The following is a 25,928-nucleotide window of genomic DNA, read 5'->3' on the forward strand; positions in this document are numbered from 1 at the left end:
AGCGTGACGGCTCTCCCTCTCCGAGTCCGGCTCGCCCGAGATGCGAGCGCCAGTACGCTGTGACCCATGTGGAGAACCTGGGTTCCGTCGCTGGCGATCGTCGCAGTCGCGGTGCTCGTTCTGACAACCGGAGCGCTCACCCCGGCCTCGATCGCCATCACGGTCGTTCTGCTCGCGCTCGCCTGGATCGGATCTCCGTTGGTCTTCCCGCGCCATGTCGACGATGCGACCGCCCGCCGCGAGGCCGCCGATACGAACACTCCGGTGATCTACTGGCGTCCGGGGTGCATGTTCTGCATGCGCCTGCGGGCATCCCTGCTCCGCCGCGCCGATCAGGCAATCTGGGTGAACATCTGGCGCGACCCCGCAGCAGCGGAACGGGTCCGGGAGGTCAACGACGGCAACGAGACCGTGCCGACCGTGTTCGTCGCAGGGAGTGCGCACAGCAACCCCGCCCCCGAGTGGATGCGCGCGCAACTCCGTTGAGCGAGATCGACGCCGCCTCCCTCGTCTCACCCCGGGTATCGTGGACCGACGATCACACCTGCACGCGAAAGGCCGAACCCTCGATGCGCCACGATCCGCGACGTCTGTCGCAGGACCTGTATCCGCTGCGCCGTACAGTCACTCCGTTGTTCGGAGACGTCGACGCGCTCGGACACGTCAACAACGTCTCGATCGCCCGATACTTCGAGCAGGCCCGTGTCCTCGTGATGGAGGAACTCACCTCCGCTCTCGGCGGACCCGCGTTCGAACGCGCGGTGCTGGCCCGGATCGAGATCGATTATCTCGCCGAGGTCTTCTATCCCCACGAAGTCGTGATCTCCACCGGCGTGTCGAAGGTGGGTACCTCGTCGCTGGTACTCGGCTCGGCGCTGTTCCAGCACGGCCGGTGCGTTGCGCTGGCGACCTCCATCGACGTCGGCACGAAACCGGAAGGCGGTGCGGCGCCGATCTCCGACGAGGTGCGCGCTGTGCTCGACAAGTATCTGCTCGATCTCCCGAACTGATCGTCTCTGCCGATCACCGTCCTCCGGGAACGAACGCTCCTGCTCTGCGCACGATGTGTTCGTGCAACCGCGCGACGGCCGGAGTCGGGCGGTGGTGTCCGCTGACGAGCCCGATGTCGCGGTCCCGGTTGCCCGTCAACGGAATCCCGACGAGGTCGTCGCGGGACACGGAAGCCGGCAACAACGCAACACCCAACCCCTGTGCGACGAGTGCGCGGGCCGTCTCGAACTCACCGATCTCGAATGCGACGTTCGGAACGAACCCTGCCTCCTTGCACCAGGAATCGAGAAGTCGACGCAGGTGGAATACGGGCGGATTCGCGATGAAGTGCTCTGCGGCGAGGTCTGTGAGGGCGACCTCGCCACGGTCGGCAAGCCGATGCGACGGGGCGACATACAGCAGAATGCGTTGCTTCCCGAGTAGCACGACAGCCAGATCGTCCGGGGGTGGAATCACGACGGCGAGATCGAGACGACCCTCGCGGACCATCGCGCACAGCGCTTCGCCGTGAGCCTGGACGAGACCGAACCGGATGCGCGGTGCCGTGTCGTGGAATTCGGCGAGCAGCGAGGGAATGCTCACCGGGCCGAGCGTGAGGGGAAACCCGAAACGAACCGATCCACTGTCGGGGTCAGCGTTGCTGCGTACGACATTCACTGCGTCGTCGAGCACCCTGACCACGCCGCGGGTACGTTCGTGCAGTTCGCGACCAGCAGCGGTCAGTGCGACACCCCGACCGACCGGCTGGAACAGCGCCACCCCGAGGATCTGCTCGAGCGATTTCAGTCGCCTGCTCAGTGACGACTGCGGCACACCGAGGACAGCGGCCGCGTGAGTGATGTGTCCTTCCGTCGCGGCGGTATCGAACGCTGCGAGCAGTGGCACGATCTCGGCGATCCGACCCGACCTGTATCCATCCATATTCGGATGATAATCCACAAAATATCTCATTGGACGGATTGATATCTGCGGAGGAAGCTGGGGACACCAGCGAGAGAAGGAGTGTTTCCCATGAGCGACAACACATCCGACACCATCCACGATGTCGTCCTGATCGGAGGCGGGATCATGTCCGCCACCCTCGGCGCCATGATGTCCCGCCTCGAACCCGACGCCTCGATAGTCCTCCTCGAGCGCCTAGACGAAATCGCCGGTGAGAGTTCCAGCGCATGGAACAACGCCGGCACCGGACACTCCGGCTACGCGGAACTCAACTACATGCCCGACCCCACCGACGGCGCGACAGCGCAGGACATCGCGCACCGATTCCGCCTCTCCCGACGGTTCTGGTCGTCACTGGCAGCCGATGACACCATGCCGGAGTTCCTCACTCCCGCACCGCACATGGACATCGTGTTCGGCGAACGAGACGTCGAATACCTGCGCGCCCGGGTCGACACCCTGCGGACATCGCCGACGTTCTCCGACATGGAATTCACCGAGGACCCCGAGACCATCCGCGAGTGGGCTCCCCTGCTGGTCGAGGGCCGCACCCACACCGGACCCATGGCCGCCTCACGCCACCACGCCGGCACCGACGTCGATTTCGGTGCACTGACCAGATGGCTCGTCGACGACATCGCGACCCGCGGCACCGACGTACGTCTGCACCACGAAGTCATTCGGCTGCACCGCTGCGACGACGGACTGTGGGTGATCACCGGTCGAGACCGGGCAAGTGGGCAAGGTTTCCGTCTCACATCACGGTTCGTCTTCGTCGGTGCCGGCGGCTACGCACTGGAGTTGCTCCAGAAGGCCCGGGTCGATGAGGTGCGTGGATACGCCGTGTTCCCCGTCGGCGCACAGTTCTTTCGCACCGACAACCCGGTGGTCGTCGCACGGCACGACGCGAAAGTCTACGGCCAGGCCGACGTCGGTGCTCCGCCGATGTCGGTGCCGCACCTCGACGTGCGCGTGGTCGACGGGACACGGTCGTTGATGTTCGGACCGTACGCAACATTCAGCACCCGGCTACTCCGACACGGCCGGCTGTCCGACCTGTTCCGCACGATCCGCCTGCGCAACGCCGCCGTGATGGTCACCGCAGGCCTGCGCAACCTGGCTCTCGTGCGATACCTCCTCGGGCAACTCGCCTCGTCGAAGAACCGCAAGTTCGCGCAACTCCTCCGGTTCTACCCGGGCGCAGATCCCGCTGACTGGTACCTCGTGCAGGCCGGACAGCGTGCACAGCTCATCAAGCCGGACGAGCACGGCCACGGCGTACTGACATTCGGAACCGAGCTCGTCACGAGCGCCGACGGGACGATCGCGGGACTTCTCGGTGCGTCACCGGGAGCGTCCATCGCCCCTGCCGTCATGGTCGATCTGCTCACACGGTGTTTCCCGGACCGGCAGGACGCGTGGGCATCAATGCTCGGCAACCTGATGCCGAACCGGTCACACGACGCAGCGTGATCCGACTCTGCACTGGTCTCATTCGATTGTGCCCCACGTCATCCGACGACGATCCTGCCCATCGCGCCGCGGTCACCGTCGACCATCCGATGATTGAGGAATGTGTAGATGCCGGGTTCGAGGAACCGGAGTTCGACGAACCCGCCCTGCGCGACCGCGAGGTCGAGGACCTGCGAGCCCCCGCTGTCGGGGTCGCCGGCGCGCAACAGGTAGGTGCCCTCCTTGTATACAGTGTCGAATTGCGAACCGACGATGTGGAAGGCGACCGGCTCGTTGGGGCCGGCATCGAGGACCCAGATGCGCAGGCGGTCCCCGACCTCGGCGTGCAGTGGGCGGTGCACGTACTGGTCGGCGAACGCGTTGAACATCACCAGATCCGGAGTGCCGGCGGCGACCTTCACAGCGTCGACCTCTCCGTCGCCGAGATAGGCGTCCGACTGCACCATCAGGTATTCCGCGTCGACCGCTGAGAGGCTCGGCGGGTCGATGACGACGGCTCCGAACATCCCGGCAGCGATGTGAACGGCCATCGGCGTAGTAGCGCAGTGGTACAGCCAGATTCCACTGTGCTCGGCACGGAAGCGATAGATCAGCTCCTCACCCGGGTTGATCGTGCGCATCGGCCCGTCAGGCCCGACCATGCCGGCATGGAAATCGATGGAGTGCCCCATACTGCCGTGGTTGACCATCGTGATCTCGAAGACGTCGCCGACCCTCCCCCGCAGGGTCGGGCCCATCGCTTGTCCGTTGTAGGTCCACATGGTCTGCGGTACACCCACGGCGTATTCACCCGGGACCTCGGTGATCTCGAAGGTGTACCGATGTAACGTCCCGTCGGATGCGGGCGCGAGCAACGGGTCGCGGGCCACGAAATCCGTGTCGGGTTCGGCGGCGAGGTCCACCGTCGGCGCTCCCGCTGCCGAGCCGTGGTCGTGGACCATCGCGCCGCCGCCACCGCCGTCCGCGACGATGTGGACCACCATGCCCTGCTGCCGATGCCCGACGATCGAACACCACCCGTCGATATCGGCACCGACCACACCGACCTCGAGGGTCGACGACTCCCCTGGCGCCAGCCTGCCTGTGTCGTGTCCGGTCGCGAGAACCAGATCGTGCACCTGATCGTCGGAGTTGGTGACGGTGAGGACGAGACGATCACCTGCCGGAACAGTGATGGTATCGGGTGTGAAGCGCATCCCGACCGCTTCGATGTGGACCTCGGTGGTGTTCCCGGTCGGGGTGACACCGGCCGATGCGTCCTGACCACCGAAATCCCCACCGATACCCGACATGACGGCGGCCACGAGCGCAAGGCACGCCAACGCGGAGGTCGCCTGAAGCCCACGCTGATGGGTGGCCGGGACGTAGTCGGGTACGGTCCGCCCCGACATCACCGCCCGACGACCCGCCACCGACGCCTTGGCGCTGGTGATCATGACCGGCAGGAACATCACGAATGCGATCATGACCAGCGCGGTGCCCCCGACCCGCATCCAACTCTCGAGTGGCATCAGGAACAGCAACAGACCGATGTTGATGACGACGATTCGCCAGACCCACCACCGATTCATCTTGTCGACGCCCGCGCTGACGACCGCGGGCCCCCCACCCATCAGCGTGGGCAGCAGATGGCTCATGACGCCGAACAACAGTTGCGCCGCGAATCCGGCCAAGAAGGGAACGGTCATCAGCGTTGCCCGGTCCGGATCCATCGGACCGGTCGCGAGGACGATCGCCAGGACCGCAAGCGACCCGAGCAGCCACAATATCGCCGCGGTCACGGACGCGACGGCATATCCGTTGGGCGGATGCGAGAAGGCGCCGCGCAACAGCGGTGCTGCCACAACGATCCACCCGATGAGATAGACCGCGCAGCCGGCCGCCGCGATGAGCGGATACCCGGCCAAGGCACCCACCATCAGCGCGGCGATACCGACGAGCAGGATCGCCAGAGCCGCGGGACGTCGCTCCACACCGGCCTTGTCCATCCCGATCAGATTCGGATACATCACGGTGAGCACACCCGCGGCGGCCAGACCCAGGAACCCGAGCAGATTCATGGCCTGGTGGGCCAGAAGGAATCCGGCTTCTGCCTGCTCGGTCGCCCCGTACGCCAACACCGCACCGAATCCGGCGCCGAACGGCAACATCGCCGACGAGGCGACGAGGAACCACACGCTCTGCGCGTGCTCCGCCGGGCTGTCACCCGCCTCGACTCTCGCGCGCTGCGCTCGCCGGATCAGTAACAGCAGCGAGATCGCATGCCACGCCACCATCGCTCCGATGAGCACCGCTCCGACGAAGGTGACGGGGAACCACCCGCCGACGACACCGATGATCGTGACGACGATGCCTGCGTTGAGGAGATAGATCTTGACGAGTTGAGGTCTCCGCTCCGATTCGGGGAGGTGATACCCCAGGAAGCGTTCGGCAAGAGTCTGCGACCACACCACGATCGAGTTGGTGACAGCGCCGAGGGTGAACAGATGCACGAGCAGCCATCGCGACTCAGGAAGGAACGGGTGGGTGAGCCCGGCAACGATCAGGAGTACGAGCCATACCCGCACGGGCATGCCCGCTCGCTGGTGCCAACTCTTGGGTCGTTTCACCGTTCTCGTGGTGGTCACGGATCGATCGTAGGACTGCACCGACGATGAATACTACCCATTGTCGTAGCCCCCACGTCAAGGAAAACCGAAGGTCCTCGAATCGGCCGACCTAAGGCTCTATCATAGGGTTTCACACCTCAGAAGAGCGTCGGAGGACCCACCGGCAGGGGCTCCCGAGACCGATCCGGAACCTCGGCGCTTCGATGCCCCGAGCGCCCAACTCCCAGCCCGTACTGCTCGACGAGCGGATCGACCCGGGCATCGAGCCAGCGCGTGTACTCCCGGGATACATAGGCACCCCGACCGTAGAGTCGCCGGTACCGCGGCAGCAGAGCGGGATGCTCCGAACCCAACCACGACAGGAACCATCCCCGCGTGGATCCGCGCAGGTGCATCGGGATCACGGTGACCCCCGACGCTCCCGCCACCGCGAGGTCGGCAAAGAGCCCCTCGAGGTGCCGCTTCGAATCCGTGAGGTACGGGATGACCGGGGCAACCATCACATGACAGGACATCCCCGCATCGGCGATCGCACGAATGAGATCGAGTCTGGCCTTCGGGGACGGCGTGCCCGGCTCGATCTGTTGTTGCAGTTCATGGTCTCCGATAGCCAACGAGACGGAGACGCTCACGTCGACCTGACGCGACGCGAGCGTGAGCAGTGGCAGGTCGCGTCGGAGAAGTGTGCCCTTCGTCAGAATCGAGAACGGGGTGCCGGATTCCGCGAGAGCTCGGATGACGCCCGGCATCAACCGATATCGACCCTCGGCGCGCTGATACGGATCGGTGTTGGTACCGAGCGCAACGTGCTCGCGCTTCCAGGACTTGCGCGCGAGTTCCCGGCGAAGGACGGCTGCGACGTTGGTCTTGACCACGAGCTGAGTGTCGAAGTCATGACCGGCGTCGAGGTCGAGGTACTCGTGCGTGGGGCGCGCGAAACAATATCGGCACGCGTGACTGCAACCTCGGAACGTGTTGACCGTGTACTCGAACGGCAGACGGGACGCCTCGGGCGTCTTGTTCAGCGCGCTCTTGCACAACACCTCGTGGAAGGTGACGCCGTCGAATTCGGGTGTCCGCACGCGGCGCACAAGACCGGAGCGCTCGAGCCCGGGCAGCGCACCGTCGTCTGGATCTACCGCCTGCGTCGTCCACCGCATACCCACAGTCGAACACTCGTACGAGCAGGTGTCAACCGTTTCCTCGAATCGGTGTTCGACCGACACCGCCGCCCACTCGGCCCCGGAGTCCCGGTCGCACCCTCGGACACCTCGAGCTAAAGTGCTCCTCACGTTGATATCGAGGGGGGTTCGATGAGCGGTTTGTTGCCCGGTGCCGGAATCCGGGTGGTTCCCGATGGTGTCCGAATGTATGGAAGCACTAATCTTCATGCAGCAGAACAGGTTGCACGTGCCGGATCGATGGACCTGGGGACGAATGTCGCGTCACTGAGTCCGGCCATGGGACTGATCGGTGCCGATTTTCTCGCGGCCTTCGCGGCTGCACAGAGCGAACACACGCGCGCGGTGGGGCAACTGACCCTCGCGTACGCATCCAATGGCGTTGCGGCACATGAGGCCGCCGCCGCGTACGACGGCACCGACGCTGCCACCACCATCGCGCTCGCACGTTCCGGTGGGAGCCCGGCGTGAAATCCGTCGCGCCGATCCAGGCGCCCGAGGTATCCCCCACCGTGCTCGACGCCTTGCGCGCATCACCGGTGGCGCCCGTACTCGACATGCCGCTTCCACCGGCTCCTGAGCTTCCTGCCTTCGTGCCGCCGGCAACACCCGGACCGGAAGCGGTCGAGGAACTGCTGCAGTCCATTCCGGTTCCCACACTGCCCGAGCTCGACGAACTGCTCCGCCCCATCGTCGAGCTCGGAAACATGTTCGGTACCGGTGTCTGCGAGACACTCGACCCCTCGACCATCCTGCAGCAGGGTTCACGGCTGCTCGACGGCGCTGCTTCACTCGGCCGATCGGCGCTGTCCGCCCTTCCCGAATCGTGGGAGGGCAGCGCCGCCGACATGACAGCCGATCACTCGACCAGGGCGCAGCTCGCGTCCTACGAATTGAGTGAGCGCGGAAACCTCATCGGTCAGGTGACCCGCGCGGCGACCGCTACCGTGGAGCGAGGGAATATCGAGTTGACCGGCATCGCACAGTCTTTCATCGCCTCCGCTGTCGCGACCGCCCCGGTCGCGATGACTCCGCCCGGGCAGGCGGCGCTGATCGCGTCGGCAGTCGAGCACGTCAGTTCTGCGCTTGCCGTCGTCGCACGCACCCGCGGAGAACTCACCGGGCACACCGTGGCGATGAATGCATTGACTCCCCCGATCCCGGTGCCGGCACCGACCATGACCTCGATGCCGCTCGATCCGGGTGTGCTCGCGAGCACGGTCTCGGGGACGGTGCCGCACATCGGTGGGGTCTTCTCCGGCGCTGCCGGCGAACCGATCTCGACCCTCCCCACCTCCACCGCGCCCACCGGCGCAGCCGCCACGATGGCGACCTCGGTCACGTCGGGTGTCGGTGCCGCAGGTCTCGGCGCGGGAAGTATGGGAACGGCGTACGGCAGTGCTGTCGGCAGCTACGGTGCGGCGAACGCCGGCGCGACAGCGATACCGTCTGCCGGGGCACCTTTAGCCATGGCACCGCCCTCCGGCACAGGCGCAGCCGGTAGCACGGGCACCGGGACCACCCGCGGCCCTGTCCTCGGCGGCGCACCTGTGGCCGCAGCGAACCGCACCGAGGACACCGCGCACCGCAGTTCTCGGGGAATTCTCGTCACCTCCGGCACCAGCAGCGAAGTGGTCGGAGAACTGCCGTTCGTGACCCCTGCGGTGATCGGGGCCGTCGACGACGAGTGGTGATCGGACCGGCGGCCAGCACATCCGCCGGGATTTCCGCTCAGGGTGGCCCTTCCGGATCCCGAGAAGATCCGGAAGGGCTACTCGACGAGTGATGCCACCTCATGATCGGTCAGCGTCGTCTGCGGAACTCGTCCCGCGGCGCGGGCCAGTTCGACCGCGCGATACAACGGGCGTTCGCCCAGCCCGGCACCGCGCGCTTCCGCGCGCAGTTGCTCTACGAACACCGACGAAATCGCCGCCGCGGACGCGAGTTCACTCGACGCGAAGGCGTCCGCCAACTTCCGTAGTGCAACGATGTCCAGCTCACGGCCACCTTCGCCGCTGTACAACGCGACCGGAACCAGGATCAGGCCGTGGCTGCCATCGTTGACCCGCACGATGACCTGCGACACCCGGGCCGCACGCACGAGGAGTTCGATCCCCGCGAGGTGCTCGAGTTCGACGCGACGTGATCGGAACAGTCCACTCGCAGTGATCACCGTTCCGTCGAGCCGGATATGCCGCTTCGTCGCGGCGAACGCGCCGAGAGCGGGCGCGAGGCCTACGACGGCGGCGATCAGGGCCGCAACCCACCAGGGAGCAACGAGCCACACGACCGCGCCCACGATCAGACCCGCGAGAACAGCCAGCATCGCGAGTTTCCGGGCGCGCGGCGCCAGCAGCCGCGCCGGAATCAGATCGAGGGCCACCGGCTCCGGCCTCGGCGCTTGCCGACCGTCAGGCGCGGTCAACTGCCTCACCCACGCGTGCGACGACGTCGGTAAGCGGCACTGTCTCCTGCTCACCGTTGCGGAGATCTTTCACGACGATCTCCCCGTCCTCGAGTTCCCGGTCGCCGAGCACCAGGGCGACGACGGCACCGGACTTGTCGGCCGCCTTCATCGCACCCTTGAGACCGCGACCGCCGTAAGCCAGGTCGACGCGGATTCCCGCGGTCCTCAGCCGGTGAGCCACCGGGACGAGCGCTGCCTTGGCTGCATCGCCCATCGGAATGCCGTAGACCTCGCACCGTGCCGGGCTGGCCGCCGTCTTACCCTCCGCGGCGAGCGCGAGGATCGTGCGATCGACGCCGAGTCCGAATCCGATGCCGGACAACGGCTGTCCGCCGAGCTGTTCCATGAGTCCGTCGTATCGGCCACCGCCGCCGATGCCGGATTGTGCGCCGAGTCCGTCGTGCACGAACTCGAACGTGGTCTTGGTGTAGTAGTCGAGTCCGCGCACCATGCGGGGGTTGACCACGTACGGCACGCCGAGGGCGTCGAGGTGTGCGCGCACCTCGTCGAAGTGCGCCTGCGCTGTGCCGGACAGATGGTCGAGCATCAGCGGTGCGTCGGCGGTCATCTCCCGAACCTCGGGACGCTTGTCGTCGAGCACGCGCAGCGGATTGATCTCCGCACGGCGACGCGTCTCCTCATCGAGGGGCAGACCGAAGAGGAACTCCTGCAACCTTTCCCGATATTGCGGCCGGCAGGTGTCGTCGCCCAGCGAAGTGAGCTCGAGGCGGAAATCCTCGAGCCCCAGAGCACGGAAGCCCGAATCTGCAATGGCGATGACCTCGGCGTCGAGTGCAGGATCGTCGATGCCGATTGCCTCGACTCCGACCTGCTGCAACTGCCGATAGCGCCCTGCCTGGGGTCGTTCGTAGCGGAAGAACGGGCCCGAGTACGACAACTTGACAGGCAGCTGTCCGCGGTCAAGGCCGTGCTCGATCACCGCACGCACGACGCCGGCGGTGCCCTCCGGTCGGAGTGTCACCGATCGATCACCGCGATCGGCGAACGTGTACATCTCCTTGGAGACCACATCGGTCGACTCACCGACACCACGCGCGAACAGTCCGGTGTCCTCGAAGATCGGCAGCTCGATATGCCCGTATCCCGCCAGGCGCGCGGCTCGGGTCAAACCGTCGCGTACCGCCACGAACTCGGCGGACTGGGGGGGAACGTAATCGGGCACGCCTTTGGGAGCCGAAAACGTGGAGGCCTTGCTCACTGTCGCTGCTTTCTCTCGTCGGAAGATTCGGGGCCCCGGCAATGGCGGGCAGAGCCGCTGTCAGCGGGATCCGGTGAGGCCGACCAGGAACGGGTTCGAGGCCCGTTCCTGCCCGATCGTGCTGGAACCGCCGTGCCCGGGCAGGATCGCTGTGGTGTCGTCGAGCACGAGCAGCTTCGCAGCGATCGACTCGAGCAGTTGCTCGTGGTTTCCGCCCGGCAGGTCGGAACGGCCGATCGATCCCTGGAACAACGTGTCGCCGGTCAGGGCAACGTCGAACTCGACACCGTCCGGGTTGCTCGTGCGGGTGCGCAGCACGACGGAGCCCTGGGTGTGGCCGGGTGTGTGATCGACGACGAACCTCATGCCCGCGTGCTCGATTTCGTCGCCGTCGGCGAGTTCGATGACCTCGTGCGGCTCGGTGAACGTGGTTCCCTCGAGCAATGGGGCCAGGCTGGAGCCCAATCCCACCCCGGGATCGCTGAGCATGTGGCGATCGTCCGGGTGGATGTAGGTGGGGATCGAGAACCGATCGGCAACGGACTGAGCGGACCAGACATGATCGAGGTGACCGTGTGTGAGCAACACCGCACGCGGCGTCATGTCGGAGCCGGTGAGGAACTCGATCAATGGCTCCGCGGCGTCCTGGCCCGGGTCGACGACGACGCACTCTTTCGCGTTGTCCTGCGCAAGGATGTAGCAGTTCGTCTGGAACATCCCCGCGGGAAATCCGGTTACGAGCACGAGCATCGCTCCTACGGTGTGGGCATTCGTGGTCTCGTACAGCCTAAGCGCTGTGCCCTGACGCCCCGTTCTCAGGTTGGGGTGGCAAACTCGACTCGGCCTGAACGCGGGCACCAGCACATCGATCGGTTCACGGGAGGACAACTGCAGTGCCGAGCAATGCACAGCGGCGCCAGGCCGCGAAACGCAAACTCGAGCGTCAGCTCGAGCGCCGAGCGGAACGCGAGCGCAAACGGCGTCGTCTGACTATCGGATTGTCGGCACTCGGGGTCGTCGTGGTGGTCGGCGTGGCCGCTGCCCTCTGGTCCATGAACGGGGACTCCGAAGACACCGCCACCGACACCACCGCCACCGACTCGTCCGAACCCGACTACCCGACAGTGCCCGACGGCCGGGCCGAAGCTCTCGCCGAGTCGGTGAGCTGCGAGTATCCGGCCGACGGCCGCGAACCGTCGAAGCCGGTGGAGCCACCGCGCACCGACGGGATCCTCACCTCCGGCGAGGCCAACACCGACATCAGCGTCAGTGTCGAGACGACCCAGGGCAACATCGGGTTGATCCTGCACAACGACGATTCGCCGTGCACGGTCAACAGCTTCCTGTCCCTCGCAGCCCAGGGCTACTTCGACGCCACCACCTGCCACCGGCTGACGACGGCCCCCAGCCTGCAGGTGCTGCAGTGTGGCGACCCGACGGGGTCCGGGTCCGGTGGGCCCGGCTACCAGTTCGCGAACGAGTTCCCCACCGACCAGTTCGCGGCCGATGACCCCGCATCGCAGGAACCGATGACCTACAAGCGCGGCACCCTCGCGATGGCGAACGCCGGACCGGGGACCAATGGGAGCCAGTTCTTCCTGGTGTACGGCGATTCCGTCCTGCCACCGCAGTACACGGTATTCGGTGAGATCGACGAGACCGGGCTCCGGACCCTCGACAAGATCGCGGCGGACGGAGTTGCCGGTGGCGGCCAGGACGGCGCCCCGGCCCTCGAAACAACTCTCACGAGTGTGAGGATGGACTGATGATCCGATTGCGCACCACCGTTGCCGCCGGCGCAGGCCTGGCCCTTCTGCTGGCCGGCTGTACCGATGACTCCGCGAGCGAGACCACGAGCACATCCATCAGCTCCGAAGCCGAGCAGCCGCCGGCGATGGGTGTGCTGCCGGAGCGTCCCACGGACGGCGACCCCGTCTCGTGCACCTACACACCGGACGGACAAGCCGCGAAGGATGTGACCCCGCCGTCCGACTCGGACGTGCCGGCGGCCGGCATCTCCGAAGTGTCGATGACAACGAGCGCCGGACCCATCGGGTTGCTGTTGGATCGGGCGTCCGCACCGTGCACGGTGAACAGCTTCGTCTCACTCGCCGAACAGGGCTATTTCGACGACACCCCCTGTCACCGGCTCGTGACGTCGCCGGGGCTGCAGGTGCTTCAGTGCGGTGACCCGACCGGCGCCGGGACCGGTGGCCCGGGTTACGGCTTCGACACCGAGTACCCGGAGAACGTCTACGCACAGGGCTCCCCGCAGCTGCGCCAGCCGGTGGTCTACCCACGCGGCACGATCGCCATGGCCAACACCGGACAGCCAGGCAGCAACGGCAGCCAGTTCTTCCTCGTCTACGAGGACTCGCAGCTGCCTCCGATGTACACGGTGTTCGGCACGGTCGACGAGGCCGGCCTCGCAGTCATCGAGGAGGTCGCCGCTGCAGGCGACGATGGTTCGATGTCCGCCGGCGGCGGAGCCCCGAACCTTCCTGTCCAGATCGAATCGGTGACCGTCTCGTCGTAGACCACAGCTACCGAATGCACGGGGTGCTCCTCGCCACCACGCGGGGAGCACCCTGTCTTCTGTGTCGACCTGAGTCTTCTGTGTCGACCGCCGCATCGCCCGCCTGCAGTTTACGGAAAAGCGACAACACCTCTATCAAATCGTGATTCGGTCCGCTACGCTTCCGACCCTGTGATATCTCCTACATCGACCGGCTCGTCCGGATTGCGCGGTCTCGCCGCCGCCGCAGGCGTGCTCCTCGGTGCAGCACTGACGGCCGGGTGCTCGAGCGGCGAGGCCTCGACTCCCCCACCCACCACCACAACAACGCAGGCCCCCAGCCACGCACTGACCAGCGAATCCGTATCGCGATACCCCCGTCTCCCCGATGTGCCGCCGTTGGATACCACCACCGTCTCCTGCTCGTACACAACTTCGGGATCGGCCGCACGGACCGCGACACTTCCCTCGACGTCCGCATCGACGACCGGCACCGCCGAAGTAGCGTTCGAGACATCGATCGGCCGTATCGATCTCGTCCTCGACAGAGGCCATGCCCCCTGCACGGTCAACAGTTTCGTCAGCCTCGCGCAACAGGGCTTCTACAGTGGCACCTCATGCCATCGACTCTCCGACGAAATCGGTCAGCAGTACTACCAGTGCGGGGATCCGACCGGTACCGGCACCGGAGGCCCCGGCTACACCTTCCCCGACGAATATCCCGTGCAGCAGTTGACGGCACAGACCGCCACGGGAAGGCCTCCGGAAATAGTCGCCTACCCGCGCGGGACCGTAGCCGTGGCGGACAGCGGCCGAGCCGACACGAACGGGAGTCAGTTCTTCCTCGTCACCGGCGACACGCTGCTGCGCCCCGATTACACCGTCTTCGGTCGCATCACCGACGAGTCACTGGCACTTCTCGATGCCGCAGCGGCGACAGGTCACGACGCCAGCTCGGTTCTGGGCGGCGGCGTACCGAACACCCCTGTGACGATCACGTCGGTGGGGTGACCGCTCGGTCGGCCGACGCTAGGCCGCCGACGTCACGCGGTAGACGTCGTACACACCCTCCACGTTGCGGACCACGTTCAGCACGTGACCGAGATGCTTCGGATCACCCATTTCGAAGGTGAAGCGGCTCACCGCGACCCGGTCACCGGTCGTGGTGACGGACGCGGACAGGATGTTGACCTTCTCGTCGGCCAGCGCCTTCGTCACATCCGAGAGCAATCGGTGCCGATCGAGTGCCTCGATCTGGATCGCGACGAGGAACACCGATGACGGCGACGGCGCCCACTCGACCTCGATGATCCGTTCCGACTGCTCACGCAGGGAACCCGCATTCGTGCAGTCGGTGCGGTGCACACTCACCGATCCGGTGCGCGTCACGAATCCCATGATCTCGTCACCCGGGACCGGGGTGCAGCACTTCGCCAGCTTCGACACGGTGCCCGGTGCGCCGGGGACGAGGATCCCGGAGTCGCCGCTCTGCCGCGACCGGGTGGGGATCGTGGATGGAGTGGACCGTTCGGCGAGTTCTTCTTCGACGCCGCCGACGCCGCCGAGCAACGCCACAAGGCGCTGCACGGCGTGCTGGGCCGACACATGATGCTCGCCGACCGCGGTGTAGAGCGCCGACACATCGGCGTAGTGCAATTCCTTGGCGACGGCAACCATCAGGTCCGCGTTCATCAACCGCTGCAAGGGCAGCCCGACCCGGCGGACTTCCTTCCCGATCGCGTCCTTGCCCGCTTCGAGCGCCTCTTCACGGCGTTCCTTCGCGAACCACTGCCGGATCTTCGCCTTCGCGCGGGGCGAGACGACGAACGTCTGCCAATCGCGGCTCGGTCCGGCATTCGGGTCCTTCGACGTGAATACCTCGACGACTTCGCCGTTCTCCAGCTTGCGTTCGAGAGCGACGAGCCGCCCGTTGACCCGAGCACCGATACAACGATGCCCGACCTCGGTGTGTACCGCGTACGCGAAGTCCACCGGCGTCGAACCCGACGGCAGTGTGATCACTTCCCCTTTCGGGGTGAACACGAAGATCTCCTTGACCGCGAGGTCGTAACGCAGTGATTCGAGGAATTCCCCCGGATCGGCCGCTTCACGCTGCCAGTCGAGGAGTTGGCGCATCCAGGCCATGTCGTCGACCTCGGCGACATCGCCCGAGTGCCGGCCCTTCGTCTCCTTGTACCGCCAGTGCGCGGCGATGCCGAACTCGGCGGTCCGGTGCATGTCGCGGGTCCGGATCTGCACTTCGAGCGGCTTGCCTTCGGGACCGATGACCGTGGTATGCAGCGACTGATACACGCCGTACCTGGGCTGCGCGATGTAGTCCTTGAACCGCCCCGCCATCGGTTGCCACAGGGAATGCACGACGCCGACAGCCGCGTAACAATCACGGACCTCGTTGCACAGGATCCGCATTCCCACCAGGTCGTGGATGTCGTCGAAGTCGCGGCCTTTGACGATCATCTTCTGGTAGATCGACCAGTAATGCTTGGGGCGGCCCTCGACGGTTGCGTCGATCCGGGAGGCAGCGAGCGACGACCCGATCTCGTCGCGGACTTTGGCCAGGTAGGTGTCGCGGGACGGGGCACGGTTCGCGACCAGTCGCACGATCTCCTCGTACTTCTTCGGATGCAGGATCGCGAACGAGAGGTCCTCGAGTTCCCACTTGACGGTCGCCATCCCGAGCCGGTGGGCGAGCGGCGCGATGACCTCGAGGGTCTCGCGGGCCTTGCGTGCCTGCTTCTCGGGCGGCAGGAAGCGCATCGTGCGCATGTTGTGCAAGCGGTCCGCCACCTTGATCACCAGCACCCGAGGATCGCGGGCCATTGCGATGATCATCTTGCGGATGGTCTCGGCCTCCGCGGCGTTGCCGAGCACCACCTTGTCTAGCTTGGTGACACCGTCGACGAGGTGCGCAACCTCCTCACCGAACTCCGAGGTGAGCTGTTCGAGGCTGTACCCGGTGTCTTCGACCGTGTCGTGCAGCAACGCTGCGATCAACGTCGTCGTGTCCATGCCGAGTTCGGCGAGGATCGTCGCGACCGCCAGCGGATGAGTGATGTACGGATCGCCGGACTTGCGACGCTGACTCGCGTGCCGTTCCTCCGCGACGTCGTAGGCCCGTTGCAGCTGCGACAGGTCGGCCTTGGGATACAGCTCCCGGTGGATCGTCACCAGCGGTTCGAGCACCGGTTTGACGGTGGCGCCGCGCTGCCCGGTGATCCGGCGTGCGAGCCGGGCCCGCACGCGCCGCGACGCCGAACTCGACGCGGGTGTCGGTGCCGGTGCCGCACCAGCGCTCTGGGACTTGTCAAGATTCTGGGTCATCCCCGCTCCTCCCATCGCTGGCTCCGGCACTCCGGCTTCCCGCCAACTGTAATCCTCAGAGACGCACGAGCGACGTCAGCGGGTAGCTTTCCAGCCGTGCGCGCCCGCCGAGCGCTTCGAGCTCGGTCACCACCGTGACCCCGACGATGTCCGCCCCGACCCGCTCGAGCAGTTCGAGAGTGGCGCGCAGTGTCCCGCCGGTGGCGAGCACATCATCCACAACGAGCACTCTGCGCCCACGCAGCGACGGCGACTCGTCGGGGATCTCGATGGCAGCCGTGCCGTACTCGAGCGAGTACTCGCACTTCTGCACCGGCGGCGGAAGCTTGCCCGCTTTGCGCACAGCGAGCACCCCCACACCGAGCTCGCGCGCCATTCCTCCGCCGAGCAGGAATCCACGGGCATCGATCCCGGCGACGAGCTCGGCATCCGGAGCAGCCGAGGCCAGCGCCGAGACGACTGCCGAGTATGCCGGGCCGTGGGCGAACACCGGCGTGAGGTCGGCAAAGCGAACACCGGGGCTCGGGAAATCATCGACCCAACGCGTGTGGGCCGTCACCGCAGCAGCGGCCTCTCGGAGCAGGTCAGGATCGGCAGTGCGAAGAGCGTTCACCCCGTAAGTATCCACCGATCCATGTTCCACCCTGCACCTGCAGCCGTCGGGTTGGCGACAGCTGCGCGCATGTCCGGGGCGAACCCGATCGTGCGCGGCTGCAGGAACAGCGGCAATGTGGGCATCTCGTCCCACAGAATCCGCTCACCTTCCTCCGCCAGGCCCAGTACCGCCGCGTTGTCACCGGCAACCAGGAGACCGTCGAGAATCTCGTCGATACGCCCGTTCGCGTAGCCACCGATGTTGCTTCCCGCACGGGAATTCAGTGCACTGCGTGCGTCTTCCATGTCGGCCCGGCCACCTGCTCCGGACACTCCGGCGGTTCCGCTGAGGACGGCGTCGATCTCGCCCGAACCCAGCTGTGACGGGACGAACGTCTCGGACCCCGCGTCGACGACATCGATACCCGCGTCACGACACGACTCGGCGATCAATTCGACGGTGCGCGCGCGGCGCATGTCCGGTGCGGTATACCCGATCCGCACCTGAATCCGCTCTTGCCCCGAACGTTCACGTTCACTGCGCGCAACATCGACATCCACCGTGTCGAACCGCTCGGACGGACCGGACACGAGTGGATACAGCGGCGAGCCGCTCGGTAGCAAGCGCGACCCCACCGGGCCCGACTCCTCGTCATCGGTCGCGGCGCCGAGTTCGTCGAACAGTTGCTGCCGCGGTACACACGACGCCAGGGCTCGACGAGCCGCGGGGTTCTCGAAGACTCCGTTCGTCGCGAGGACCAGCTGTTCGAGGTTTCGCGAGACCACGGTGGCCTCGTCGACCGTCTCCCCGAGCTCCGAGGTGTGACCGAGTGCTCCGTCGGCACTGTCGACGACCTGCACACGCCCTTCTTCTGCCGCGGTCTGCGCTGCGGTCCCGCGTGGCCACACGACGATCCGGTCGGTGCCCGGTGGGTTGCCCCACCACCGCTCGTTCGCCACGAGGACGAGACCGTCTTCCGCGGTGTAGGACTCGATCCGATACGGCCCCGACGACGGCAACAGGGTCGGGTCCAGGGCACCCGGCGTCAATGTCCATCCGGTGTTCCAGAACTCGGCGATCGGCCGGGCAGCGTCGACATCGTCGCCGGTCAGAACTCCGACGAGGTCGGTGACCCCGGATGCCCGCGCTACGACGTGCGACGGCATCAACGCGGTTGCACCGAACAGCGACCTCCAGTCGGTGTCACCGCGACCCGGCCGGAACACCACGGTGGCGTCCTTCGAACCCGGTGCGCAGTCGATGCGCTCGATGTCGGCGTATCCGCCGCGCAGCGCCGCATCGAAGAGGTTGGATTCGGCACCCGACTCGTCCGACTCGGTGAATCGGCCGCTCGCAGCGGCCCAGGTGAGCACAAGATCGTCGCACGACATCGGCACACCGTCGGAGTAGACACTCCCCGGGGACAGCCGGTATTGAACGGTGAGCTGCTCACCCGGGACCGCGGTCGCGGTGCCGATGTCGGTATCGGCGATGACGCGACCCGCCGGGCCCACATACCCGAAGCCCGGCAGAACCCTGGCCAGGGCCTGCGGCGCACCCGAGGCGGCACCGTCGACCGTATTCGCGTTGTACCCGGTCACCGTGTTGTCGATCATGTAACCGATCGACGGCAGCGGCTCCTCGTCCGTGCTACAGGCCACGGTGGTCGCGGCGGCCGCGGCGAGCGCCGCGCCGACCGCGACCATCCGTCGGGAGAATCGGCTGCGTCGTGTGTGGGGTCGTCGCTCGTTGCATTCACTCGCAGCCATGTCAGGACCTTCTCTTGGCGCGCTTTCCGGTCGGGCGGGCACCTGGTTTCGGCGTCCTCTGTGGCACGGCCGGGCGCGGTGCAGCATGGCGCGCAGCAGTGGGCACCGCCGACGAGGTCTCGACCCCCGCCGGTGCAAGCTCGCCCGTACGGCCGTTCTCCGCCCGCGCAGCTGCTTCTTCCCGCTTCGCCAGCACCTTGCGGGTGTGCTTCGCGATCGGGCCGCGCCATTCCTTGAGCGTAACGAGGAGGGGGCTCGCGAAGAACACCGACGAGTACGCACCGACCACGATGCCAACCAACTGCACGAGAGCGAGGTCCTTGAGCGTTCCCACGCCGAGCATCCACACGGCGATCACCATGAGCGCGATCACCGGGAGCACGGAGATGACCGTGGTGTTGATCGACCGCATGAGGGTCTGATTGACGGCGAGGTTGGCCTGCTCCGCGTAGGTACGTCGGTGCAGGTGCAGGATTCCACGGGTGTTCTCCTCGACCTTGTCGAAGACGACCACCGTGTCGTACAACGAGAATCCGAGGATCGTGAGCAAGCCGATGACTGTCGCCGGTGTCACCTCGAATCCGACCAGGGAGTAGACACCGGCGGTCACGATGATGTCGAAGAACATCGCGGCGATCGCGGCGATCGCCATGTCACGCTCGTACCGCACCCCGATGTAGACGCTGACGATCACCAGGAACACCAAGAGTGCGATCAGTGCCTTCTGGGTGATCTGCCCACCCCAGGTCTCGCTGACGTCGGCGACGCTGATCGCATTGCGCGAGGGCTCGCCCTCGGCATCCACCGGCTGGAACTCGTCGAAGAGCGCTGTCTGTACCGCTTCGACCTGGCCGAGGTCGAGAGCCTCGGACCGGATCTGGAAGGTCGCGCCCGCGCCCGCGCCCACGGTCTGTACCGATTCCGGTTCGAATCCGACCGCGTCCTCGAACACCGTTTCGACGTCCGTGGCGGTCGCCTCGGCAACCACCGGCATCTGGATCCGGGTGCCACCCTCGAAATCGATACCCCACGTGAAGCCCCGTAGGAGCATGCTCAGCAGTGCAACCGCGACGATCGCACCCGTGAGCATGTAATACCGTTTGCGCTGCCCGATGATCTCGAACGCGCCTGTGCCTGTGTACAGGCCGGAAAGCCGGCCCTTCCTCGAGACGGTCGATGCCGTTGTCGTCGTGTCGGTCACCGTCACGCCTCCTTCGCCGCAGCCGCAGCGAGCTGACGCTCACGCGCCACCTCTTGAATCGCGCCGAGACCGTTCATGCTCGGCTTGGACCACGTCTTCGACTTGGACGCGAGATGCACGAGTGGCCAGGTCACCAGGAAGACCACGACGACATCGAGGATCGTCGTCAGGCCCAGGGTGAATGCGAAGCCTCGCACCTGACCGACCGCCAGCACGTACAGCACCGCGGCTGCAATGAAGCTCACCGCGTTGCCCGACAGGATGGTGCGACGGGCACGAGCCCATCCGCGCGGCACCGCCGACCGGAAACTGCGTCCCTCACGGATCTCGTCCTTGATTCGTTCGAAGAAGACCACGAACGAATCAGCGGTCATACCGATACCGATGATCAGACCGGCAATACCCGCGAGGTCGAGCGTGTACCCGATGTACCGCCCGAGCAGCACCATGATGGCGTAGACAGCGAGACCCGCAAGCACCAGCGACAACGCGGTGAGCAGACCCAGCATCCGGTAGTACACCAGGCAGAAGAGCAGAACCAGAACCAGACCGACTGCGCCCGCGATCAGGCCTGCTTCGAGCGACGCGAAGCCCAAGGTTGCAGAGACCGTTTGCGCCTCGGACGCGACGAACGACAACGGGAGCGAACCGTACTTGAGGGTGTTCGCCAACTCGGTCGCCTGGGTATTGGTGAACTGGCCCGTGATCGATGTGGCGCTACCTGCCGGCGTCGCGCCCTGGATGACCGGGGCGCTCACCACCTTGGAGTCGAGCACGAACGCGGCCTGCGAACCGATGTTCGCGGCGGTGTACTGCGCCCAGGTGTTGCTGCCCTCGTTGTCGAACGTCAGGCTCACCTCGTAGCGCGACTGCTGACTGTTGAAACCGGAGGTCGCGTCGTCGATCTGCTGACCGTCGATGATGCTCGGTCCGAGCAGATAGATCGCCGTGCCATCGGTCGAACACGCCACCAGCGGCAGCGCAGGGTCATCGTTGCCCGCCAACGGATCGGGGGCCGAGCAGTCGAGTGCCAGCGCGGCCTCCTGCTGCACCATCGGGTCGTCGCTCTGGCGGGTTGCCATTGCTGCGGCGATGTCGGCCGCGGCCTGCTCCTGCTGAGTGAGCGGCTCGGAATCCTCCGGAGCCGGGGCAGGCTCGTCCGTCGGTGGTGCTGGCTCGGCCCCCGGCTCAACGGGAGCATCGGTCGGATCCTGCGCGGGGAACGGCCGGCCCTGCGGTTCCGGAGCATCGTTCGCGGGCTGCTCCGCAGTCTCGGGCTGTGCGGGTGCTGCCGGGTCGGTGCCCTCCGGTGCCAGTGGGTCGGTGCCCTCCGGTGTCAGTGGGTCGGTGCCCTCCGCCGGCGCCTGTTCGGTCAGCTGATCCGCCGTCATGGAACTGTCGATCGGGCCACCGATCACGGGACGGATGTACAGACGGGCTGTCTGGCCCAGCGTCTTGGCCTGCGAACTGTCGTCGCCGGGCACGGTGATCACCAAGTTGTCGCCGTCGACGACCACTTCGGAACCCGACACGCCGAGACCGTTGACGCGGGTCTCGATGATCTGCTGAGCCTGCGACAGGCTCTCCCGGCTCGGCGTGCTCCCGTCAGGTGTGCGCGCTGTCAGCGTCACCCGCGTGCCGCCCTGCAGATCGATGCCGAGTTTCGGAGCCGGCGACTTGTCCCCGGTGAAGAAGACCAGTGCATACAGCGCGACGAGAATCACCCCGAACAGGGTGAGTGCGCGCGCGGGATGCACCGATCCATTGGAAGGTGCCACGGTCTGTCAGTCTCCTCGATACGAGTGAGTGGGTCGGTGAAAACGGCCGCGCAGGGCGCGGCGGATCGACACCGGCTACTGCGGTGTCGACCACGCTGGACGTGTCGGCCGGTCGAGACGGCCGAGCGTACGCCTCAGTGCTCGCTCGGGCCCGTCTCGGGTGATGCGGCGTTGTCATCCTTGCGCAGCGAAATCGAATCGAGGTCGTCGGCCACGGCCGACTCCTCGATCCGCTCACGGATGACCAGGCGCGACCAGACCGTCACCACGCCCGGGGCAACCTCGAGATCGACCGTGTCGTCGCGCAGTTCTGTGACTGTGGCGTGCAGGCCCGCTGTGGTCACGACGCGGTCGCCGACGCGCAGGGAGTCCTGGAGCGCAGTGACCTTCTGCATCTCCTTCTTCTGCCGCCGCACGCCCAGGAATGTGGGCACGAGCAGGGCAAGAATCAGGAGCGGGAAGAGCAATTCCATCGTTGAAGTCAGTCCTCGGGTTCGTAACCGGTGTCACGGTGGCATCCACCACAGCAACGCTCTGTCGGCCCCCGTGGACCGACGCAATAGACCAGTGTGCCACTACCGCGCATGCGAAGGTATGTCCCGCCGTCCGGTTTGCCGCGATAGGGCCCGTTCACTCCTCGGCAGACAAATCGACCTGCGGCTCGCGAGCACGCACCTCGATCCCCCCGGCTGCCGCGTCCGGAGGGGGTGTCAACCCCAACTGCAACCATGCGGCCTGCGTCGCGACCCGTCCCCTCGGAGTGCGCGCCACCATGCCCGCACGCACGAGAAACGGCTCGCAGACCTCCTCGACGGTGGCAGGCTCCTCCCCCACGGCGACCGCAAGCGTCGACACGCCTACCGGCCCGCCGCCGAAGCTGCGCACGAGCGCGCCGAGCACTGCGCGATCGAGCCGATCGAGCCCGATCGGATCCACGTCGTACACCTCGAGGGCGGCCTGCGCGATCGCGCGTGTGACGATTCCGTCGGCGCGAACATCGGCGTAGTCGCGGACACGCCGCAGCAGCCGGTTCGCGATACGCGGAGTACCGCGGGAACGATCGGCGATCTCCGCGCTCGCATCCTCGTGCAGTTCGATACCGAGGATGCGCGCCGAACGCTGAAGAATCCGCCGGAGTTCGGGCGGGTCGTAGAAGTCCATGTGGGCGGTGAAGCCGAACCGGTCGCGCAGCGGACCGGTCAGGGCACCGGAACGCGTGGTCGCGCCGACCAGTGTGAACGGGGCGACCTCGAGTGGGATCGACGTGGCGCCCGGGCCCTTGCCGACGACGACATCCACACGGAAGTCCTCCATCGCCAAATAGAGCATCTCCTCTGCCGGTCGGGCGATCCGGTGGATCTCGTCGATGAAGAGAACATCGCCTTCCACCAGGTTCGACAGCATCGCGGCGAGGTCGCCGGCACGTTCGAGTGCCGGCCCGGACGTCAGCCGGAGCGAGGACCCGAGTTCCCCGGCGATGATCATCGCCATCGAGGTCTTCCCCAGTCCGGGCGGACCGGACAGGAGGATGTGGTCGGGCGTACCGCCGCGCATCTTGGCACCGCGAAGCACCAATTGCAGCTGCTCCCGCACCCGGGGTTGGCCGATGAAGTCGTCGAGGCTCTTCGGACGCAGGCTCGCTTCGATCTCGCCGTCGGACGAGGTGTACTCCGCCGTGACCGCCGATTCCTCGGCGAAAGGATCGGGAGTGTCGTCGGTCATCGTGACTTACCCAACGCCGACAGCGCCGCACGCAACGCAGCGGACGTGTCGGCAGCGGGGTCCGCGTTCAACACCGCTTCGGTCGACTGCTCCGCTTGCTTGAGCGGAAAGCCCAGGCCGACGAGTGCCTCGACGACCTGCTCCCTGATCGGCGAGGACACCGCAGACGGAGTCGGCGAGTCCTCACCGACTCCGTATGCGGCGACCTTGTCTCGCAGTTCGACGATCATTCGCTCGGCGCCGCGCTTGCCGATGCCGGGAACCCGGGTGAGCGCCGCGGTGTTCCCGTCCGCGAGGGCCGCGCGCAGCGCTGTGGGCTCGAGGACGGCAAGGGTCGCCATCGCGAGACGCGGGCCCACACCCGACACGGTCTGCAGCAGTCCGAAGAGGTCGCGCGCCTCCGGATCGGCGAATCCGTAGAGGGTCATGGAGTCCTCGCGGACGATCATCGCCGTCACGAGTCGTATTTCGGCGCCACGACGCAATGTCGCGAGGGTCGCCGGCGTGGCATTGACGCGGTACCCGATTCCCCCTGATTCGACGACGACGTGGTCGAGCGCAATCTCGAGGACTTCCCCGCGCACCGAGGCGATCACCGTGTCCCTGCCTTCCGGGCCGCGACCTGGTCGCGTAACCGTTGCTCGTACCGTCGCTTCTGTTCTTCTGCCGCAGCTTCCGCTGCTGCCAGCCTCGCCAGCATCGGCGCCCGCCAACAGTGACAGATGGCCAGGGCCAATGCGTCGGCCGCGTCGGCCGGTTTCGGTGGAGTGTCGAGCCCGAGAATGCGGGTGACCATCGCGGTCATCTGTTTCTTGTCGGCATTGCCGTTACCGGTGACCGCGGATTTGACCTGGCTGGGGGTGTGGAACATTACCGGGATGCCACGTCGAGCGGCGGACAGGGCGACCACGCCCCCGGCCTGCGCGGTTCCCATCGCGGTGCGGACATTGTTCTGCGAGAAGACGCGCTCGACGGCGACGACATCCGGCTTGTAGCGGTCGAGCCAGTCTTCGGCGGCATCGGAGATCAGCAGCAGCCGACCGGCGAGGTCGAGATCGGTGGGCGTGCGGATCACATCGACGGCAACGGGCACGACGACCCGGCCTCGACCGGTGTCGACCATCCCGAATCCACATCGTGTCAGCCCGGGGTCGACACCCATCACACGCAACCGCCACACCCCTTCACACACTACGAACAGTTGTTCGAGAGCCTAGCGGAACACTCCGACTGTCGCCCGAACGACACGCGCCGCGCGAACGACCTGCCGTGGCGCCGACCCGAGGGCCGGTGCCACGGCGGTGGGTCAGGCGTCGAGTTCGGCGAGTACCTCGTCGGGGATGTCGACGTTCGAGTAGACGTCCTGCACATCGTCGCAGTCTTCGAGCGCATCGATGAGCTTCATGACCTTCCGTGCGCCCTCCGCATCGACAGGCACTTCGACCGACGCACGGAAGTCGGGATCCGCCGCGTCGTAGTCGATTCCCGCATCGATGAGCGCGGTACGCACGGCAATGAGATCAGTCGGCTCGGACACGATCTCGAACGAGTCTCCGAGGTCGTTGATCTCTTCGGCGCCCGCGTCGAGGACGATCTCGAGGAGGTCGTCGTCGGACCGGCCGTTCTTCTCGAGCGTGACGACGCCCTTGCGGGTGAACAGGTAGGCGACCGAGCCCGGATCGGCCATGTTGCCGCCGTTCCGTGTCATCGCGGTCCGCACCTCGCCCGCAGCACGATTGCGGTTGTCGGTCAGGCACTCGATGAGCAGTGCTACACCGTTGGGGCCGTATCCCTCGTACGTGATGTTCTGCCAGTCGGCGCCGCCGGCTTCTTCGCCCCCACCGCGCTTGCGAGCGCGTTCGATGTTGTCGTTCGGTACCGAACTCTTCTTCGCCTTCTGGATGGCGTCGAACAGGGTCGGATTCCCGCTGGGGTCACCACCGCCGGTACGAGCTGCCACCTCGATGTTCTTGATGAGTTTCGCGAACATCTTGCCGCGCTTGGCGTCGATGGCCGCCTTCTTGTGCTTGGTGGTGGCCCATTTGGAGTGGCCGCTCATTCGCTTCGAGCCCCTTCCGGCGATGTGAAGTCGGTGAAACCGACA

General features: G+C 66.2%; 24 protein-coding genes. 8 read left to right on the forward strand and 16 right to left on the reverse strand.

Features of this window, described 5'->3' with window-relative positions; all coding sequences use genetic code 11:
* Window positions 1-66: 66 nt before the first annotated feature.
* Together EV641_RS00900 and EV641_RS00905 are read left to right on the forward strand one after the other, a co-directional pair.
* A complete protein-coding gene (locus EV641_RS00900) occupies window positions 67-486 on the forward strand; it encodes a glutaredoxin domain-containing protein (protein ID WP_132470156.1) in 420 nt (139 codons plus the stop codon).
* On the forward strand, window positions 483-1,010 hold the full coding sequence (locus EV641_RS00905; RefSeq protein WP_241996716.1) for a thioesterase family protein: 528 nt from the start codon (window positions 483-485) through the stop codon (window positions 1,008-1,010). Before EV641_RS00900 ends, EV641_RS00905 begins: the two co-directional genes overlap by 4 nt.
* 13 nt (window positions 1,011-1,023) lie before the next feature.
* Here EV641_RS00905 and EV641_RS00910 read toward each other — a convergent pair whose 3' ends face one another.
* On the reverse strand, window positions 1,024-1,932 hold the full coding sequence (locus EV641_RS00910; protein ID WP_132470158.1) for a LysR substrate-binding domain-containing protein: 909 nt from the start codon (window positions 1,930-1,932) through the stop codon (window positions 1,024-1,026).
* Window positions 1,933-2,022: 90 nt separating this feature from the next.
* Between EV641_RS00910 and mqo the strand changes: the two genes are divergently transcribed.
* Window positions 2,023-3,426 (forward strand): malate dehydrogenase (quinone), encoded by a 1,404-nt coding sequence (mqo, locus tag EV641_RS00915; RefSeq protein ID WP_132470160.1) that lies wholly within the window; start codon window positions 2,023-2,025, stop codon window positions 3,424-3,426.
* A gap of 38 nt (window positions 3,427-3,464) precedes the next feature.
* On the opposite strand, the gene EV641_RS00920 is transcribed toward mqo, so the two are convergent.
* Both EV641_RS00920 and EV641_RS00925 read right to left on the reverse strand, forming a co-directional pair.
* Window positions 3,465-6,053 carry a multicopper oxidase domain-containing protein gene (locus EV641_RS00920; protein ID WP_199233090.1) on the reverse strand — a complete coding sequence of 863 codons (2,589 nt, stop codon included), beginning with the start codon at window positions 6,051-6,053 and terminating at the stop codon, window positions 3,465-3,467.
* Between the two features lie 119 nt (window positions 6,054-6,172).
* Window positions 6,173-7,195: an Rv2578c family radical SAM protein gene (locus tag EV641_RS00925; protein ID WP_132470162.1), complete on the reverse strand. Its 1,023-nt coding sequence runs from the start codon at window positions 7,193-7,195 to the stop codon at window positions 6,173-6,175.
* Window positions 7,196-7,348: 153 nt separating this feature from the next.
* On the opposite strand from EV641_RS00925, the gene EV641_RS00930 reads away from it, so the two are divergent.
* Entirely contained in the window at window positions 7,349-7,687 is a 339-nt protein-coding gene (locus EV641_RS00930; protein WP_132470165.1) for a type VII secretion target, read from the forward strand.
* Window positions 7,684-8,910 (forward strand): hypothetical protein, encoded by a 1,227-nt coding sequence (locus EV641_RS00935; RefSeq protein ID WP_132470168.1) that lies wholly within the window; start codon window positions 7,684-7,686, stop codon window positions 8,908-8,910. The genes EV641_RS00930 and EV641_RS00935 overlap by 4 nt, the downstream gene beginning before the upstream one ends.
* A 77-nt stretch (window positions 8,911-8,987) precedes the next feature.
* Here the strand turns inward: EV641_RS00935 and EV641_RS00940 are convergent, their stop codons facing one another.
* The 3 genes from EV641_RS00940 to EV641_RS00950 form a co-directional block, all read right to left on the reverse strand.
* Window positions 8,988-9,542: a hypothetical protein gene (locus tag EV641_RS00940; RefSeq protein WP_241996781.1), complete on the reverse strand. Its 555-nt coding sequence runs from the start codon at window positions 9,540-9,542 to the stop codon at window positions 8,988-8,990.
* A gap of 85 nt (window positions 9,543-9,627) precedes the next feature.
* Window positions 9,628-10,902 carry a histidine--tRNA ligase gene (gene hisS / locus EV641_RS00945; RefSeq protein WP_132470174.1) on the reverse strand — a complete coding sequence of 425 codons (1,275 nt, stop codon included), beginning with the start codon at window positions 10,900-10,902 and terminating at the stop codon, window positions 9,628-9,630.
* Between the two features lie 60 nt (window positions 10,903-10,962).
* Window positions 10,963-11,646 (reverse strand): MBL fold metallo-hydrolase, encoded by a 684-nt coding sequence (locus tag EV641_RS00950; protein ID WP_199233113.1) that lies wholly within the window; start codon window positions 11,644-11,646, stop codon window positions 10,963-10,965.
* Window positions 11,647-11,795: 149 nt separating this feature from the next.
* Here EV641_RS00950 and EV641_RS00955 point away from each other — a divergent pair, with 149 nt between their 5' ends.
* The 3 genes from EV641_RS00955 to EV641_RS00965 all read left to right on the forward strand — a co-directional run bounded on the left by EV641_RS00955 (window position 11,796) and on the right by EV641_RS00965 (window position 14,428).
* Window positions 11,796-12,668, forward strand: coding sequence for a peptidylprolyl isomerase (locus tag EV641_RS00955; protein ID WP_132470180.1), 873 nt, complete (start codon window positions 11,796-11,798; stop codon window positions 12,666-12,668).
* Complete coding sequence (locus tag EV641_RS00960; protein ID WP_054716571.1) at window positions 12,668-13,438, forward strand: peptidylprolyl isomerase; 771 nt, start codon at window positions 12,668-12,670, stop codon at window positions 13,436-13,438. Before EV641_RS00955 ends, EV641_RS00960 begins: the two co-directional genes overlap by 1 nt.
* A 171-nt stretch (window positions 13,439-13,609) precedes the next feature.
* Window positions 13,610-14,428 (forward strand): peptidylprolyl isomerase, encoded by an 819-nt coding sequence (locus EV641_RS00965; protein ID WP_241996718.1) that lies wholly within the window; start codon window positions 13,610-13,612, stop codon window positions 14,426-14,428.
* An 18-nt stretch (window positions 14,429-14,446) separates the two neighbouring features.
* On the opposite strand, the gene EV641_RS00970 is transcribed toward EV641_RS00965, so the two are convergent.
* The 10 genes from EV641_RS00970 to EV641_RS01015 all read right to left on the reverse strand — a co-directional run bounded on the left by EV641_RS00970 (window position 14,447) and on the right by EV641_RS01015 (window position 25,883).
* On the reverse strand, window positions 14,447-16,759 hold the full coding sequence (locus EV641_RS00970; protein WP_132470183.1) for a RelA/SpoT family protein: 2,313 nt from the start codon (window positions 16,757-16,759) through the stop codon (window positions 14,447-14,449).
* Window positions 16,760-16,814: 55 nt separating this feature from the next.
* Complete coding sequence (locus tag EV641_RS00975) at window positions 16,815-17,342, reverse strand: adenine phosphoribosyltransferase (RefSeq protein ID WP_199233114.1); 528 nt, start codon at window positions 17,340-17,342, stop codon at window positions 16,815-16,817.
* Between the two features lie 26 nt (window positions 17,343-17,368).
* Window positions 17,369-19,123, reverse strand: coding sequence for an ABC transporter substrate-binding protein (locus EV641_RS00980; protein WP_132470189.1), 1,755 nt, complete (start codon window positions 19,121-19,123; stop codon window positions 17,369-17,371).
* 1 nt (window position 19,124) lies between these two features.
* Window positions 19,125-20,330: a protein translocase subunit SecF gene (secF, locus tag EV641_RS00985; protein ID WP_132470192.1), complete on the reverse strand. Its 1,206-nt coding sequence runs from the start codon at window positions 20,328-20,330 to the stop codon at window positions 19,125-19,127.
* The gene (gene secD / locus EV641_RS00990) at window positions 20,327-22,102 is read right to left on the reverse strand and encodes a protein translocase subunit SecD (RefSeq protein WP_132470195.1); all 1,776 of its coding nucleotides are present in this window, start codon (window positions 22,100-22,102) and stop codon (window positions 20,327-20,329) included. The genes secF and secD overlap by 4 nt, the downstream gene beginning before the upstream one ends.
* A 134-nt stretch (window positions 22,103-22,236) precedes the next feature.
* Window positions 22,237-22,575, reverse strand: coding sequence for a preprotein translocase subunit YajC (gene yajC, locus EV641_RS00995; protein ID WP_054713330.1), 339 nt, complete (start codon window positions 22,573-22,575; stop codon window positions 22,237-22,239).
* A gap of 157 nt (window positions 22,576-22,732) precedes the next feature.
* Window positions 22,733-23,824 (reverse strand): Holliday junction branch migration DNA helicase RuvB, encoded by a 1,092-nt coding sequence (gene ruvB / locus EV641_RS01000; RefSeq protein WP_054713329.1) that lies wholly within the window; start codon window positions 23,822-23,824, stop codon window positions 22,733-22,735.
* A complete protein-coding gene (ruvA, locus tag EV641_RS01005) occupies window positions 23,821-24,420 on the reverse strand; it encodes a Holliday junction branch migration protein RuvA (RefSeq protein ID WP_054713328.1) in 600 nt (199 codons plus the stop codon). Before ruvA ends, ruvB begins: the two co-directional genes overlap by 4 nt.
* Window positions 24,417-24,995: a crossover junction endodeoxyribonuclease RuvC gene (ruvC, locus tag EV641_RS01010; protein ID WP_054713335.1), complete on the reverse strand. Its 579-nt coding sequence runs from the start codon at window positions 24,993-24,995 to the stop codon at window positions 24,417-24,419. Before ruvC ends, ruvA begins: the two co-directional genes overlap by 4 nt.
* Window positions 24,996-25,130: 135 nt before the next feature.
* A complete protein-coding gene (locus tag EV641_RS01015; RefSeq protein WP_132470198.1) occupies window positions 25,131-25,883 on the reverse strand; it encodes a YebC/PmpR family DNA-binding transcriptional regulator in 753 nt (250 codons plus the stop codon).
* Between the last annotated feature and the right edge of the window lie 45 nt (window positions 25,884-25,928).

This window comes from Rhodococcus sp. SMB37, from assembly GCF_004345605.1.
Lineage (GTDB): Bacteria > Actinomycetota > Actinomycetes > Mycobacteriales > Mycobacteriaceae > Rhodococcus.